Annotated in this window: 12 protein-coding genes; 6 read left to right on the forward strand and 6 right to left on the reverse strand. The window is 67.0% G+C overall.

The genetic code is table 11. The features are described from left to right. Positions 1–4 precede the first annotated feature (4 nt). The 6 genes from IED13_RS16195 to IED13_RS16220 all read left to right on the forward strand — a co-directional run bounded on the left by IED13_RS16195 (position 5) and on the right by IED13_RS16220 (position 8479). Positions 5–2191, forward strand: coding sequence for a glycosyltransferase family 2 protein (locus IED13_RS16195; protein WP_113252028.1), 2187 nt, complete (start codon positions 5–7; stop codon positions 2189–2191). 2 nt (positions 2192–2193) lie between these two features. Then, entirely contained in the window at positions 2194–3498 is a 1305-nt protein-coding gene (locus IED13_RS16200) for a glycosyltransferase family 4 protein (RefSeq protein ID WP_191124769.1), read from the forward strand. Between the two features lie 32 nt (positions 3499–3530). After that, entirely contained in the window at positions 3531–4709 is a 1179-nt protein-coding gene (locus IED13_RS16205) for a polysaccharide pyruvyl transferase family protein (protein ID WP_191124770.1), read from the forward strand. Continuing rightward, positions 4706–5890 carry a glycoside hydrolase family protein gene (locus IED13_RS16210; RefSeq protein WP_191124771.1) on the forward strand — a complete coding sequence of 395 codons (1185 nt, stop codon included), beginning with the start codon at positions 4706–4708 and terminating at the stop codon, positions 5888–5890. The genes IED13_RS16205 and IED13_RS16210 overlap by 4 nt, the downstream gene beginning before the upstream one ends. Continuing rightward, positions 5887–7347 (forward strand): polysaccharide pyruvyl transferase family protein, encoded by a 1461-nt coding sequence (locus tag IED13_RS16215; protein ID WP_191124772.1) that lies wholly within the window; start codon positions 5887–5889, stop codon positions 7345–7347. Before IED13_RS16210 ends, IED13_RS16215 begins: the two co-directional genes overlap by 4 nt. Positions 7348–7444: 97 nt before the next feature. After that, complete coding sequence (locus IED13_RS16220; RefSeq protein ID WP_191124773.1) at positions 7445–8479, forward strand: GSCFA domain-containing protein; 1035 nt, start codon at positions 7445–7447, stop codon at positions 8477–8479. 187 nt (positions 8480–8666) lie between these two features. Here the strand turns inward: IED13_RS16220 and IED13_RS16225 are convergent, their stop codons facing one another. From IED13_RS16225 to IED13_RS16250, 6 genes are all read right to left on the reverse strand, one after another. After that, positions 8667–9884 carry a GGDEF domain-containing protein gene (locus tag IED13_RS16225; RefSeq protein ID WP_191124774.1) on the reverse strand — a complete coding sequence of 406 codons (1218 nt, stop codon included), beginning with the start codon at positions 9882–9884 and terminating at the stop codon, positions 8667–8669. A 136-nt stretch (positions 9885–10020) separates the two neighbouring features. Further along, positions 10021–10809 (reverse strand): class I SAM-dependent methyltransferase, encoded by a 789-nt coding sequence (locus IED13_RS16230; protein ID WP_191124775.1) that lies wholly within the window; start codon positions 10807–10809, stop codon positions 10021–10023. A gap of 3 nt (positions 10810–10812) precedes the next feature. Further along, positions 10813–11598 (reverse strand): ABC transporter ATP-binding protein, encoded by a 786-nt coding sequence (locus IED13_RS16235; RefSeq protein WP_191124776.1) that lies wholly within the window; start codon positions 11596–11598, stop codon positions 10813–10815. A 2-nt stretch (positions 11599–11600) separates the two neighbouring features. After that, positions 11601–12662 (reverse strand): FecCD family ABC transporter permease, encoded by a 1062-nt coding sequence (locus tag IED13_RS16240; protein ID WP_210323633.1) that lies wholly within the window; start codon positions 12660–12662, stop codon positions 11601–11603. Between the two features lie 14 nt (positions 12663–12676). Further along, complete coding sequence (locus IED13_RS16245; RefSeq protein ID WP_191124777.1) at positions 12677–13813, reverse strand: ABC transporter substrate-binding protein; 1137 nt, start codon at positions 13811–13813, stop codon at positions 12677–12679. Positions 13814–14132: 319 nt separating this feature from the next. Beyond that, complete coding sequence (locus IED13_RS16250) at positions 14133–15155, reverse strand: AraC family transcriptional regulator (RefSeq protein WP_191124778.1); 1023 nt, start codon at positions 15153–15155, stop codon at positions 14133–14135. Positions 15156–15401: the final 246 nt, after the last annotated feature.

Here is a 15401-nt window from a genome sequence, read left to right on the forward strand (position 1 = left end):
GGCGATGAGCGAAGTCATCGTTCCGGAAAGGACGTCCGTCAGCCCGGCGCCGATCGTCGCCTGGACGCCGCTCGGCGAGAACGCCATTCTTGTCCGCAGCGCCTGCGATGCCATTCCGGCCAAGGTTCCGGTCGCGGTCGACGGCAATCCGCGCAACCGCGCCCAGACCATGGTGCTGAGCTGGCGCCGGCCCGGGGCCGAGCCTTTGGCGGCCACCGGCTTCCTCTGCCTCGCGCCCGCGCCCAGCGTCGACAATAGCGGCACCGGCGCCCTGCTGATCGGCCGCCCTGGCCGTCCCCTGCGCCTGATCCTGGCGGCGAAGCCGCAGCCCTTGCAGACCTTCCTCTCCGAACTCGCCGAGGATGCGGGCCAGGCCTTTCCGAGCGTGGTCGACGGCCTGCTTGAAGTGCTGCTGACCGGCGCGCCCAATCCCCGTCGTCTGAGGGCGGTGGCGATGTTGCTGCAGACCGTGGCGCGGCCCGGGGGCTTCGTCGAGGTGATGGGCGCGCTGGAGGGCGACGGCATCTTCCTGCAGGGCTGGACCTCCGATTTCGCCGCCGGGCGGCTCAAGCTCCTGATCGCGCATGGCGGCCTGTCTCCGGCCCATCTCGAAGCCGGAACTTTCGAGCGGGGCGATCTCGGGGAGGGCGCGCGTGGCTTCTTCGGCCTGCTCGAGGATTGCCAGGTCCAGCAGCCGGGCGAGATCGAGCGGCTCTATTTCCGCGGGAGCGACGGCTGGCGGGCGCTCGAGGTCTATGAGCGCTACGTCCTGCTCGAGCCGATCACGGTTCCCGGCCATCTGCGCGACGGGCTGGCGCGCGGCACGGCGCCCCAGACCACCACCGACAGGCTCAGGCGTGCCTCGCAGCGCTTCGATGGCCGCGACACCGTCTGTCTGCTGGAGGAGCCGGTGCGCGCCGGCATCGACTCCGTGACGGTCGTCGAGGATACCGGCGTGCTGATCATCGGCTGGCTTTTCGATCCGGAGCGCCGGGTCGATGCGGTCACCTTGCGCAGCGGCGGCCAGTCCTGCGCCGTCGACCGGCTCTGGACGCGCGTGCAGCGCCCGGACGTCACCGCCGCCTTCATGGAGGATCCGCGCTTCGGCCCGGCGCTGGCGGCGCGGCGCAACAGCCACGGCTTCATCGTCTTCGCGCCGAAGCTCCTGCCGGAGCCGGGGCAGCCGCTCCACCTCGCCTTCGAGGTTCAGGGTACGGGGCCGGCCTTCCTGCCGCTCGAACCGAACCGCGCCCAGGCGCGGCGGGCGCTGGAGCGCGTCCTCGGCCTGCTCGACCCGCGTTCCTCGACGGCGAATGCGGTGGTCGAGCGCCAGATCGCGCCGGCCCTGCAGGCGGCCGAGATCGTGCCGCCGCGCGCCGTCGAGACGCTCGATGTCGGCCCCTTCGATGCGGAGGCGCCGCTCGGCCTCGTCATCGGCCTGGACCATCGCCAGCGCGAATTGTCGGCGCTCTTCGCCTTGCTGGCGATGGATCCGGAAGTCCGGCCGCTGCCGATCGCGATCGCGGCGCCCTCCGAGAGCTTCGACCGCGTCGGCGCGGAAGCGCGGCGGCTCGCGCGCTTCTACGGGCTGTCGGTGCGCCTCGTCGCGGTCGAAGGCGTCGAGGATGCCTGCGACGCGCTGGAGGCAGGCGTACGCGCCTGCCGCTTCCAGACGGTCGTGCTGCTCTCCGGGGCCGCGCAGATCCGGATGCCGGGCTGGCTCGGACGGCTCGAAAGAGCTTATCGCGCCCGTGGCGGGCAATGCGTCGCCAGCCCGACCTTGCTGTTCGAGGACGATTCCATCCGCTGGGCCGGCGCCTGGCTGGAGGGAGAAGGCGCTAGTCGGCGCATCGCCAATCGCTTTGTCGGCTATCCGCTCGACGCGGTCGGCAATCTCGGCCCGATGGAGGTCGCGGCCGGGGCGAGCGAGTGCTGCGTGCTGTCGCGCGCCGCTTTCATCGAGGTCGGCGGTTTCGCGCGCAATTACTTCACCACGGCGGAGAAGGGGCTCGATCTCTGCCTCAAGCTCAGGATGGCGGGCTCGCCCTCGCTCTGGGTGCCCGACGTCGAGGTCTACGCGGTCGACGACATCGAGACGGCTGCGCCGCATGCCGGCGCGCTGGCAAGGCTCGCGGACCGGACGAGCTTCGACCGGCGCTGGGCGCTCGCGATTTCCAACATGAAAGGCTGAGGATGCGGGTTCTCGTGATATCGCACGCTCATCCCTCGCTCTCGCTGGGCGGGGCGGAGGTGGCGTCCTACAACCTGCACAAGGGGCTGCAGGCGGGCGAGGGCATCGATTCCCACTATCTCGCCCGTGTCGGCGCGCCGACGCCACGCCATGCCGGCACGGCGCTGATGAGCCTGCGCCAGCGCGGCGGGGAATTGCTCTACTACGCCGAGGATTACGATCACTTCCTGATCTCCAACCGCGCCACGGAGGAGATCGAACGCGACTTCGTCCGCGTGCTGCACGATCTGAAGCCGGATGTGGTGCATTTCCACCACTTCATCGGGCTCGGGCTCGAATGCCTGTTCGCGGTGCGCGACGCGCTGCCCGATGCGCTGATCGTGGTCACCTTCCACGAATATCTCTCGATCTGCCACCATCACGGCCAGATGGTGAAGACCGGCGCCTTCAAGCTCTGCTACCGGGCCTCGCCGACCGACTGCAACGCCTGCTTTCCCGACATCTCGCCGGCCCGCTTCCTGGCGCGCGAGACCTTCATCAAGGGCATGCTGGGGCTGGCTGACCATTTCGTCTCGCCGAGTCGCTTCCTCGTCGACCGCTATGTCGGCTGGGGACTGGCGGAGGAGCGCTTCTCGGTGATCGAGAACGGCATCGACGTGGCCAGCACCGCCCCGCCGCGGCCCCTGCCCGAAGGCAAGGAGCGGCGCTCGCGCTTCGCCTATTTCGGCCAGCTCACGCCCTATAAGGGCGCCGACGTGCTGATCGACGCGGTGACGCGCATTCCCGATTCCGTCTGGGGCGAGGATGCGATGCTGCTGGTCTATGGCGGCAATCTGGAGCGCCAGCCGCAGGCCTATCAGGACAAGTTCGCCAAGCTGGTCGAGAGCGCCGGCCGGCGCGTGCGCTTCTGCGGCGCCTTCCAGAACCACGAGATGCCGAACCTGATGCGCTCGGTCGACTGGGTGGTGATGCCCTCGGTCTGGTGGGAGAACTCGCCGATCGTGATCCAGGAGGCGTTCTTCCACGGTCGCCCGATCCTGGCGAGCGCGCTCGGCGGCATGGCCGAGAAGATCACCGACGAGGTCGACGGCCTGCATTTCCGCGCTGGCAGCCCCGAGGATCTCGTCGACTGCATGGTCCGCGCCCTGACCGAGCCGGGGCTCTGGGAACGCCTGCGCGGCGGCATCACCCGGCCGATGAGCCATCGCGAATGCGCACAGACGCATCTCGATCTCTATCGCCGCCTCATCACCGAACGCAGCCGCCCCGCGCAGGCGCGGCAAGACCCCGCGGCGATGATCGCCTGAAACCATAACGAGACAAAAGGGGAGACCTGTCCATGGCCCGCATCCTCGTCATCAGCCCCTCCGGGGAGGTCTACGACCATGACAATGTGCGCTGGTACGATTATGCCAATCTCGCCAGCCACATCGATCACTATCACAATATTGGCGACGCCTTCGTCTTCGATTCCTCGCTGAAGCTGCTCAATTTCGAGACGCTCGACACCTTGCCGATCGACCATGTCGACCCGGCGATGATCGACCGGCTCAATGCCGAATACGACTACGTCTTCCTGCGCGGCTCGAACTATGTCCATGCGGAGATGGACTGGGCACAGGCCCCGGCCGTGCTGCGCCGGCTGAAGATCCCGGTCATCGCCTTCGGCATCGGCGCGCAGGCGCCGGTCAGCGGCAAGCTGGAGCTGAGCGAGGATACCAAGACGGTCCTCAAGCTGATCGCGGATTCGACCGCTTCGCTCGGCGTGCGCGGGACCTATTCGGCCGAGGTTCTGAACGATCTCGGCATCCGCAATGTCCGCATCATCGGCTGCCCGACCGCGTTCCGGAACAACAATCCCGGTCTCGCGATCCGCTTGCCGCCGCTCGACCAGGTCAAGACCGCTGGCGTCACGCTGCGGCGCGAGGTTTCCAAGACCTATGCGCAGGACATCCAGCGCTATCTCACCTTCCACCGCGATCTGGTGAAGGCGATGGCGGATCGCTTCGAGGTCACGCTGATGTCGCAGGGCGAGGCCGAGGAGAAGAAGCTCGCGCTGGGCACGCCTGAGCAGAAGGCCGCGGCCATGGCGGCGCTCAAGGACAATGCCTGGGCGACAAGCTGGTATCTCGATGAGCAGGTCGAGGGCCTTTATCGGAACCGCATGTTCTATTCCGACGTGGTCGCGGAATATGAGCGACTGGTGCGCGGGCTCGACCTCGTGCTCGGCTACCGGCTGCACGGCAATCTGATGGCGCTCGCCAATGGCACGCCGTCGATCTACTTCACCTATGACAGCCGCACCGTCGAGTTCGCCGATACCTTCAAGATCCCGAGCGTGGACGTCTTCTCCGGCCGTGACTTCCGGCTGGAGGAGTATTGGGACCAGTCCCGCTTCGACCGCTTCAACGCGGCTTACGCCCAGGTCTACGGGCAGATGCGCGACTTCCTCGTCGAGAACCGCGTCGACAACAAGATGGTGCCGCGTGCGGCCGAGCCGCAGCGGAAGGTGGCATGAGGGGCGCCCGCATCGCGCATCTCGCGCTGTCGGCGGCTTTCCTGCTGCTGGTGGCGCCTCTGGCCGCAGAGGCGCAGACGCCTGCCTATCGGCTCGAGGTCGCGCCCGACGCGAAGGAGGAGACGGTCGTCTCCTGGGCGCGCCAGCGTTGCGAGGAATGGGATCTGCCGGACGCGCCTCTGCGTGCCTTCCGCGACGACAAGGGCGAGGTCGTCGCCTTCGCCAGCCATTACCGCAGCCGCCCGTTGATTGGGGCCGACCTGTCCTCGATCCGCAAGAGCTGCGCCGTCTCCTTCGAGGCGAAGAACAGCGCCGATCCCAGCCAGTTCAGCGACAAGAGCTGGATCGCCGCGACCTGGACCGACGACGGACGCCATGTCCAGGCGCTGATCCATGCCGAATACCATGCCGACAAGCATCCCGGGGCCTGTCGCTTCAAGGAGGCGATGAGCTGCTGGTACAACGTCGTCACCGCCGCCCGGTCTGATGATGGCGGGCGCAGCTTCAAGACCGACGAGCCGCGCCCTCTCGTGGCGGCCCCCCCCTACAGGCAGGATGTCGACCAGGGCCGGCATCGCGGTTTCTTCAACCCCTCGAACATCGTCGAGAAGGATGGCGCCTGGTATGCGCTGATCGCGACCACCGGCGGCGAGGGCCAGAAGAGCGGCGTCTGCCTGTTCCGGTCCACGGACATCAAGGATCCGACGACGTGGCGCGCCTTTGACGGGCAGGACTTCACGATTCCGGCAGTCGACCCCTACCGCGACGATCTGAGCCGGGCGCGGCCGTGCCAGCCGCTCAAGGAGCTGCCGACCACGGTCGGCTCCGTCACCCGGCATGAGGCGAGCGGGACATGGCTCTCTCTCTTCCATCTCGGCCCGGATCCGCGCCAGAACATTGCGGGTGGCCGCGTCGCCTATAGCTGGTCCGACGATCTGATCCACTGGTCGCCGCTGCAGACGCTGCTCGTGCACCCGACGATGTGGAGCAAGGATTGCAGCGACCGGCTGCGCTACGGTTATGGCGCCATCGCCGACCCGCAATCGCGCTCGCGGAATTTCCAGACGACGGGCGACACCGCCTATCTGTTCATGACGCGGATGCACGTCACCGGCTGCAAGCTCGGCCCCGACCGCGATCTGGTTCGCCTGAAACTTCGTTTCGTCAAGGAGGGCCCATGAACGCGCCCGTGCTCTCGCCTGTCTCCGCCGTTTCGCTGGAGAACGCCATCAAGATCCTGCGCGCGACCACGAGCGAGGTCGTCGTCTCCGTCGGCCGCCGGCCGGATGGGAGCTGGCCGGCGCTCAAGCTGATGCTCGACGGGCAGGATTACGCGACGATCCAGCCCGGCGCGATCGTGACCGGCCACGCGCCGGTCGCCGAGTTGGCGATTCCGCTGCCGCGTCTGCCTGAGGGCCGCCTCCGCTCGATCGCGGTAGTCGATGCGGCGACGGGCACGCTCGCGCCCGGCTCGAATCTGCGTCCGATACCGACCGAGACCAAGCTGCGCGCGCTGGTGATCTATCCGGCCGGCGAGGTCTATGACCACGACAAGGTGCGTTGGTACCGCGCGCCGATGGAGAAGCTGCTCAGCGACTATTTCAACATCGGCGACATGATCGTCTATGATTCGACGCTGAAGCTCCTGCGCTATGCGCATCTGGAGCCGATGAAGATCATGGCGCCGACCGAGGCCGACATCGCGCGCTATGCCAACGAGTTCGATTTCATCTTCGTGCGCGGCTCGAACTTCATCCATGAGAGCATGGAATGGTTCCGCGCCGTCGAGGTGCTGGAGAAGGTGAAGCTGCCGGTCTACGCCATCGGCGTCGGCGCTCAGGCGAGCCAGAACCGCAGGATCGAGCTCCCCGAAGCTTCGAAGCGCTTCTGGTCGATCGTGGCCGAGCGCTCGGCAGCGATCGGCGTGCGCGGTGCCTTCAGTGCCGAGACCCTCAGGCAGAACGGCATCCGCAATGTCGAGGTCGTGGGGTGTCCCTCAATCTTCCGCACCCGCAACCGCGAGCTCCAGATCCGCGTTCCCGACCAGCGCGATATCCGCAAGGTCGCGTTCAGCCTGCGCCGCGAGTCCGACAAGAGCTACACCGCCGATCCGGAAGCCTATCTGCGCAACCAGAAGGCCGCCCTCCTCAAGGTCGACGACCAGAGCGAGATGGTCATGTCCTCGCATGGCGAGCAGGAGGAGAAGGCGTTCTTCCTGCGCGACGTCGCGGCCAAGGAGAAGGCGGTTGCCGAATTCGTCAAGACCGGCTGGTGGAGCGGGCCGGACGACGCCCCAATGCGCCGGATTTACGAGAAGCAGCTGTTCTCCTTCTTCGATGTCGAGCATTACGACGCCTTCGCCCGCTCGCAGGACCTTGCTGTCGGCTACCGCGTCCACGGCGTGCTGCCGGCCGTCGCGCATGGCGTGCCCGGCGTGCTCGTCGCCTATGACACGCGCAGCCAGGAGCTGGCCGAGACGCTGAAGATCCCGGTCGTGCCGGAGGCGGCCCTGGCCGAGGGCGGCTGGCGCGCGGTCTATCAGGAGGCGGCGCTGAACGGCCTGGCGAAGAGCTATGCCGGATCCTACGACCGGATGCGCAATTTCCTCGACCGGAACGGTATTCCCCACCGGATGTGAGGGCCGGGCGGGATCACGGCCGGCCCGCCTCGCAGGTCCGCAGGCCGGGAGAGCCAAGACTGCAAGCCTACGCGTTCTCACCAGTCAGGAGACGATCATGAAGATCGAATATGATGCAGGCACGGCGCTTTCGATCATGCGCGGCAACCCCGTGCGCGGCTGGATTTCGGGCAAACCGGAAAAGATGGCCAAGGAGCGCCTGACCACGGGCGCCTACCTCGCCATCGAGCACAAGCCGAAATTCAAGATCGACCCCTCCTGGCCGATCTTCACCATGGGTTCGTGCTTTGCGCGCGAGGTCGAGAACATCCTGATGATGCGCGGCCTGCAGCTGCTGCTCAACGGTCACGGGGTGCCGGCCGAGCATTTCGAGAGCTGGAACGAGGAAAGCGGCCGTGGCGGCGGTGCCGACCGTGGCCAGCTCAGCCGGGGCGCGCTGAACAAGTATTCGGTGCGCTCGATGACACACGAGCTCAAGCGCAGCCTGCTCGGGGAAAGCTATCCGGACGATGGGCTGATCGAGCTCGCGCCCGGGCAATGGTTCGATCCGCAAGCCAGCGGGTTGCGATTGCTCGATCGCGAGAACGCCTTTGCCAACCGCAAGCGCCTCGCCGCGGCGACCGCCCAGATCAAGCAGGCGCGCGTCTGCTTCTTCACGCTCGGCCTGACCGAGACCTGGCTCGACGCCGAAACCGGCATCGCCATGAATGCGCATCCCGGGCCGAGCTGGCTGCAACGGATGCCGGAGCGCTTCCGCTTCGTGGACTACGGCTACGACGCGACGCTCGCCGACATGGAGGAGATCATCGGGCTGATCCGCGAGCATTGCCATCCGGAGATGCGCTTCGTCGTCACGGTTTCGCCGGTGCCGTTCGGCGCGACCTTCAAGGACGCCGACGTCATCGTCGCCAACAGCGCCTCGAAATCGGTGCTGCGGGCGGTGGCGGAGGAGCTGTTCCGGCGCCACGATTTCGTCGACTACTTCCCGAGCTACGAGATCGTGCTCAACTCGCCGCGGCCGATCGCCTTCCAGGACGATCAGCTCCACATTGCCCGTGACATGGTCGCGCATGTGATGACGACCTTCGAGAATGCCTATCTGGCGCCGCAGGAGCAGTCCCAGGCCGCCTGACGAACGGACAGACCGTTCCTGGAGCTGCTGGTCGCGGCTCCCATCGCCGTCTTTCGGCTCGAGCTGAGGCGGACAGGCCCGGCTTCGTGTCTGCCGCCGCCGCTCGCGAGCGCCAGAACCGGGCTCGCGGCCTGTACCGGGTGGGGCCGGCGCGGGCTGTGGGGGAGAAGGTCGCTGCGGCGGCGTCTCAGCCCGTCCTGAGCTTGACGATGTCGGCGGAGCCGCGCTGGCCGTCCGGCAGTGGCCGGATCTGGGCCAGGAACTCCGCTTCGTCCGAGCTGATCGCGACCTGGTCGCGGCCATTGCGCTTTGCCGCGTAGAGCGCCTTGTCGGCGTCGTGCAGCAAGGCGTCGAAGTCGATGACGCTGTCTTCGGTATGGGCGACGCCCGCGCTGACGGTGCAGTCGAACGCGCCGGCGCTCCCGGTGAAATCGCGCTTGGCGAGGCGCGTGCGGATGCCTTCGGCGAGAATGGCGGCGGAGACGAGCGAGGTGCCGGGCATGAGTAGCGCGAATTCCTCGCCGCCGAGCCGTGCGGCCAGATCCTGCGGGCGCGCAGAGAGGGTCAGGATTTCGCCGAAGGCGCGCAGGACGTCGTCACCGGCGAGGTGGCCATGGGCGTCGTTGATCATCTTGAAACGGTCGACGTCGAGGACGACCAGCGCGGCCGGTCCCTTGATCTCGCCTGCCAGGCGAGCGAGCAACGCGCGCCGGTTGAGCAGGCCGGTAAGGGGGTCGGTTTCCGCGTCGCGCTTGTGGCCACGCGCCAGCCGCGCCTGGTTGAGCGCGAGCGAGAGGGCACCGATGCCGGCAAGCGTGGTCAGGCAGATGCCGATATTGAGGTCTTCGGCCCAGTTCGCCGGAATTTGCGGCAGAACCCATTGGCCGTCCTGCAGCAGGAGGACGGCGCAGGGAACGAAAGACAGCCCGGTCAGGACATAGAGGGCGGTGAGCAGCGCGATCATCAGCCGGGCTTCCGCGCGGCCGAGCCAGTAATCCCAGGCGGTGACGAGCAGGATGATCGTCGCCGCGACATTGAGCATGAGGATCGCGATGCCGTTGTAGCCGGCGAGCATGGGAACGGCCATGGTGACGGAGGAGGAGACCGCCATCACGACCATGCCGCGCCAGGGCAGAATTGCGGTGCGGAACTCGCGGCCGGCGCCGAAGACGAAGGCAAGGCCGATCAGCAGGATCGTATAGCCGGTGGCGCCGAGCGCCGGGGACATCGTCTTTCCATAGGCGCCATAGACCAGTACGCCGAGCGCCATCAGCGAGACGCCGATGGTCCAGGCCATCAGGAAGCGTTCCTTTTGCGAGACGAGCCAGCTTGCGAGGAACGCGGCCGCCAATCCGCAGCCGGAAAGGGTGAAGGCCGTCAGCAGCGAATGGTAGTCCAGCGGCACGGGCGACTCTGGATCAGGCAGCGAGATTCGCCCCATTTATGGGGGCGGCGCCATTGCGAAACATTTAAACCGATAGAGCAAACCCCACCCTGTTGCGAGGTCCGACTTGTTTATGCGCGGCGCGGACCGGTGGCCGTTACCGCGCCGCGCCGCCGGGCTTGCGTGCGACCAGCGCGAAGCGGGTCGAGGAGGCGAGGCGGATCGCGTCGTGCAGCGGGGCTGCCCGCTGCTGCTCGCGCACGACCTGATGGTAGTCGGCCGGCGTGATCCCGGTGAAGCCGGCGGCCGTCAGCATGGCTTCGAGACGCTCCCGTCCGAGTCCGTCCCTGAAATAGAAGCGGCTGGTGATCGAGGCGTGAGTGTCGGCGTCGATTTGGTGCACGGCCGCGCCGCGACGCTCGCGCAGCCAGGTGCCGAAGCGGTTGACGAGAGCCTGCCAGCGGGTGCGGTTGACCCAGTCGCCGTCGATGACCAGGAGCCGGCCGCCGGGCTTCAGCACGCGAAACCATTCGGCGAAGGCGGCCTCGGGATCGGTCAGCGTCCAGACGAGATGGCGCGTGATCAGCGCATCATAGCTCGCATCGTCGTCGAGTAGCCTTTCGGCGTCGCCGAGCAGGATGCGCGCGGCATTGCCGTGCTTGGCGCGGGCGCGCGCGATCATCGCCTCGGAGAAGTCGAGCGCCGTGACGCGGTGGCCGAGCGACAGCAAGGCGCGCGTGATCTCGCCGGTGCCGCAGGCGAGATCGAGCACGTCGAGCGGCGCGGGTCCGAAGGAGTCGCGGATCAGCCGCTGGAAGGCGGCAAGCTCACGGTTTGACTTGATCGCATGGCCGTAGGAGAGGTCGAAGCTCTCGGCCCGCGCCGACCAATAGGCCCGGATCTCTTCCTTGAGGGAGAAATTGTCCTGGGGGGTGGGGGCTGACATGGCTCAATCGACCTGGATATAGGGCTCGACCAGAAGCGTGCCGCGTGCCGAGCGTTCGAGATGCACGCCGACCGCATATGTCTCGGAAACGGCGGAGTGGGCAAGCACCTCGGCCGGGGGGCCGGCCTGTGCGATGCGCCCCTCATTCATGACCAGCACCCGGTCGGCGAAGCGCGCCGCCAGCGAGAGGTCGTGGATGGCGGTGATCGTGACGATATGGCGCCGGCGCGTCGCCTCGCGGATCGTCGCCATCACGTCGAGCTGGCGGCGCACGTCGAGCGCGCTGGTCGGCTCGTCGAGCAGCAGCACGTCGGGCTCGCGCACCAGTGCCTGGCCGATGGCGGCGAGCTGGCGCTGGCCGCCGGAGAGCGTGCCGATGTCGCGCGAGGCGAAGGGGCCCAAGCCCAGCTCGGCGATCACCGCCTCGACCGCGCGCATGTCGTCCGCGGAGGCCGCCAGCGCGAAGCCGCGATGCAGGCTCTTGCGGGCGAGCAGGATGATGTCGAAGACCGAAAGCGCGACGCGCGCCTGCGTATCCTGCGACAGGTAGAAGATCTTGCGCGCCCGCTCACGACTCGTCAGGGGGGCGAGATCGGCGCCGTCGAGGGTGGCGGAACCGAGCTGGGGCTTGAGCAGCCCGGCGGCGCAGCGGAACAGCGTCGACTTGCCGGCTCCGTTGGGGCCGACCAGCGCCGTGAACTCGCCGCGCGGCAATGCGCCTGTGGAGAGCCGCTCCAGCACCGGGGCGGCGCCGTACCGGAAGGAGAGATCGCGGATCGCAAGCGCCATGCTCAGGCTCCCCTGCTGCGGATCGACATGACCAGGCTGAAGAAGAAGGGCACGCCGATCAGCGCCGTGATGATGCCGATCGGGTAGATGACGCCGGGCGTGATCGCCTTCGAGAGGCTGGATGCGAGCGAAAGCAGGGTGGCGCTCGCCAGCGTCGCGACCGGCAGGAAGAAGCGCTGATCCTCGCCGACCAGGAGCCGGGCGATGTGAGGGCCGACGAGCCCGATGAAGCCGATGCCGCCGACGAAGGAGACGGAAACCGCCGCGAGCAGCGAGGTCGCGATCAGGATTTCCAGGCGCAGGCGGTCGACGCGGATGCCGAGGCTCTCGGCTCGCTCGTCGCCGAGCCGGAGCGCGGTCAGCGCCCAGCCGCGCATCAGGAAAAAAGGCAGGGCGAGCGCGATCAGCAGCGCGGCGACGCCGACCTTGGTCCAGGTCGCGCGGGCGAGGCTGCCCAGGGACCAGAACACGATCTGGGTGAGCTGCACCTCGTTCGAGCGATATTGCAGCAGGGCGGTGATGGCGTTGCAGGTGAAGAGCAGGGCGATGCCGACCAGGATCATGGTCTCGGCGCTGACGCCGCGCAGCTTGGTCATGAAGAACAGGATCAGCGAGGCCCCGAGCGCGAAGACGAAGGCGTTCGCCGTCACGATGAAGGGGCCGGCGCCCGGCACAACGCTCCAGCCGAAGACGATCGCGACGGAGGCGCCGACGGTGGCGGCTGCGGAGACGCCGAGCGTGAACGGGTCTGCCAGCGGGTTGGAGAGGATCGTCTGCATGCCGGCACCGCTCAGGCCCAGCATGGCGCCGACGGCGAGCGCCATCAGCGCGATCGGCAGGCGCAGATCCCAGACGATGACGGAGAGGCGTGGCGTCGCCGATTGCGGGTCGAGCAATGTCCGCAGCACGTCGGCGAGCGGCAGATTGCCCGGGCCGATCGAGACGTCGAGCGCCAGCGCGAAGGTCAGCGCCAGCAACCCGAACAGGACGAGCTGCAGGCGGCGCGCATTGCGCCTGCGATAATCCGCGGCGGCAGGCACTGTGGCGGGCATGACGGCGGCCATCGCCGCTTACCTCTTCACTGCAGCTTCGCCCAGAACAGGCCGGAATAGGAGATCGGCAGGAATTTCTCGTGGAACTCCTTGAACACCGCTTCCGGATCGACGTCCTTGAACAGATCGGGATAGAATTCCTTCGCCATGGCGAGCTCGGCGACGAAGTAATAGGGCGCATCGTAGAACTGGTGGTAGAAGGCCATCACCTTCTTGCCCTGCACGGCCTTGAGCTGCTGGAAGCCCGGCCGGTTCATCAGGGCCGAGATCTCCTTCTGGACCTTCTCGGGCGTGGCGTCATAGCCGAGGCTGACGGCGCTGCTGCCCGGATTGCTGCCGTACCAGTTGGCGCCGGTCAGGAAGTAGATGTCGGGGTTGTCCGAAAGGACCTTCTCCTGCGCCGCATCGCCCTGGAAGCCGGTGAAGAACTGGCTGCCCCAGTTGCGCCCGCCGGCCTCCTCGATGAAGCGGCCGAAATTGAGGGCGCCGAAGGTGGCGCAGCAGGGCAGCAGGCCGGCGGCGCGCTCGATGAAGACCAGCGGCTTCTTCTTGTCGGGAACAGCGCCGACGCGGGCATAGATGCGCCGGGTCTGCTGCAGGAAGTAGTCGGAGAAGGCGTTCGCCTCCTTCTCGCGGCCGAGCACGCGGCCCAGCAGCTGGACGCTCGGCAGCACGTTCTGGGTCGGGTCCTGGCGGAAATCGACGAAGATCGTCGCGATGCCGGCCTTCTCGAGCTTGCCGAGCAGGCCAGTCTCCTGCGCCTTGAAATAGTTGGAGAGGTCGAGGATGTAGACCTCGGTGCCGAGCGCGGCGATCTTCTCCATGCTGACATCGGACGCGTAGGGGTTGCCCATATCGGCCACGTCCTTGGCCTTGGGGAACTTGGCCAGATATTTCGCCCAGGCGCCCGGATCGTTGGCGATCAGGTCGTTGCCCCAGCCGACGACGCGCTTGAACGGATCGTCGCGGTCGAGCATCGCCAACGTGTAGAGCTGGCGGCCTTCGCTGAGGACGATCTTCTGCGGGTCGCGCGTCACCTTGACGACGCGGCCGGCGAGATCGGTGACCTCGATGGTCTCCGCCCAGGCCGTGGCGGCACCGAGGAGCGCCATGCCGAGCGTGAGCGCCGAAGTCAGGCGGCGGAACCAGCGGGAAGCGGCCATGGGAGGGGATCCATCAGTGAAGACGGCCCCGCGCTAACACAGGCGGTCACAGTTCCGCAAAGCAATTCTCTTGTTTGTAATTGCTCTAAATACAATCGAATGAAGCATTCGTTCCACGGTTTCTTGATGTCGACAGATTTTGCTCATGACGAAAGGAAGCGGGCTCGCTCGATATTCGCTCGGGATTCAAAATGTGAGAGAGACAAGATGGGAGCAGGCCGCCCAACGGCGTGCTCGCGCCTCGTTTCGGCAGCGCTCCGGTATGGATCGCGGTCAAGTCCGCGATGACCACTGGGGCCATCGCTCGTTGGCGCCGTCGCTACGGAACCTCGCTCTGCGCCGCACCAGCCTTCGCCTGCGATGGCGAGCAGCCGAAGCGTTTGCGGAAGCTGCGGTTGAAATAGGACAGGTCGCCGAAGCCGACCTCGAAGGCGACGCCGCTGATCGAGAGCCGGGCTTCGTCCGCCGCGACCAGCCTGAGCCAGGCGCGCTCCAGCCTGCGTTCGAGAACATATTCCGAGAAGGCCCTGCCTTCGGCTTCGAAGGACTTCTGGATGGCGCGGGGCGTCACGCCGTGAAGTCCCGCGATCATCTCGAGGCTCAGGTCGCGCCGTTCCAGCCTGACCTCGATATCCGCCTTGATCGCCATCAGCCGTCCCGCCCGCTTGTCCGCCGTGGCGGGCGTGCCGGGCGGGCTGCGATCCGTCATCATGACGTCGACCAGGTCATGGACATGCCCGATCGCGAGATCCCGGAGCGCGGCCGAGTTCAGCGGGAACAACCCGCGCAGCAGCAGCGCACCGTAATGCGCGAGAACCTGCAGGCCGCGATTGCCGCGCGGAATCGGTCGCATCAACGCGGCCGCATCGGCCGAGGTCAAGGCGGGCAACCGCCCGGCGTCGAGGGCGATGAGGTCGATCCGCCCGAGCTGCGGCAGGCGGAAGCGCGTCTCGCAGGCGAGGTCGAGAATGGCCGCTTCGCGGGCACGCAATGACAGCCGGCGCTCGCCCTGCTCGATCACGGCCCGGCCATCGGCCGGCCTGACCAGCACATAGCGCGGTAGATCGACAGCGCCTGCGACGGGCCAAAGCCAGCGGGCCGCCGGCTCGAAACAGGACATCAGGCCGATATCCGGCCGGGTGGTCAGGACGCAGCGCGCGCCGAAAGGCAGCGCCGGCTCGGTGCGGAGATCGCGGCGCCCGAGAACGCGCCCCAGAATCTTGTGCGCGATCGCGCGCGCCTCTGCCTCGGCGATGCCGTCCGACATCAGCCAGAACGGTGAAAAGGCATCGCCGGCGCCGGCATCCGCGGCTTCGGGCTGTGTCGTGGCGACTACATCCATCGTCTTCGATGCTTCAGTTCGCTTCCGTCCTATACGGCGTTCGCACAGGTCCAAGATTAAATCCTGTAGCGGAAGATAGAGCATTCGATCAATCGCTGCACGCTTACGCGGAATGGACGGTGATAAAGATGCGATTTCACAGTTTATTCTATTTCTAAACAGCCGGCAGAGTTCACGTAAAAGACTAGATCAACTTCGGATTCATGGCGCTGCCCGGCGGCGCAGATCCGAGAACCTTCACCGACA

The sequence above is a fragment of the Allobosea spartocytisi genome, assembly GCF_014764685.1.
GTDB lineage: Bacteria > Pseudomonadota > Alphaproteobacteria > Rhizobiales > Beijerinckiaceae > Allobosea > Allobosea spartocytisi.

Bases quoted from the DNA above. Each gene is read 5' to 3' on its own strand.
- IED13_RS16195 (WP_113252028.1), top strand. From the start codon at position 5: ATGAGCGAAGTCATCGTTCCGGAAAGGACGTCCGTCAGCCCGGCGCCG.
- IED13_RS16200 (WP_191124769.1), top strand. From the start codon at position 2,194: ATGCGGGTTCTCGTGATATCGCACGCTCATCCCTCGCTCTCGCTGGGC.
- IED13_RS16205 (WP_191124770.1), top strand. From the start codon at position 3,531: ATGGCCCGCATCCTCGTCATCAGCCCCTCCGGGGAGGTCTACGACCAT.
- IED13_RS16210 (WP_191124771.1), top strand. From the start codon at position 4,706: ATGAGGGGCGCCCGCATCGCGCATCTCGCGCTGTCGGCGGCTTTCCTG.
- IED13_RS16215 (WP_191124772.1), top strand. From the start codon at position 5,887: ATGAACGCGCCCGTGCTCTCGCCTGTCTCCGCCGTTTCGCTGGAGAAC.
- IED13_RS16220 (WP_191124773.1), top strand. From the start codon at position 7,445: ATGAAGATCGAATATGATGCAGGCACGGCGCTTTCGATCATGCGCGGC.
- IED13_RS16230 (WP_191124775.1), bottom strand. From the start codon at position 10,809: ATGTCAGCCCCCACCCCCCAGGACAATTTCTCCCTCAAGGAAGAGATC.
- IED13_RS16235 (WP_191124776.1), bottom strand. From the start codon at position 11,598: ATGGCGCTTGCGATCCGCGATCTCTCCTTCCGGTACGGCGCCGCCCCG.
- IED13_RS16240 (WP_210323633.1), bottom strand. From the start codon at position 12,662: ATGGCCGCCGTCATGCCCGCCACAGTGCCTGCCGCCGCGGATTATCGC.
- IED13_RS16245 (WP_191124777.1), bottom strand. From the start codon at position 13,813: ATGGCCGCTTCCCGCTGGTTCCGCCGCCTGACTTCGGCGCTCACGCTC.
- IED13_RS16250 (WP_191124778.1), bottom strand. From the start codon at position 15,155: ATGGATGTAGTCGCCACGACACAGCCCGAAGCCGCGGATGCCGGCGCC.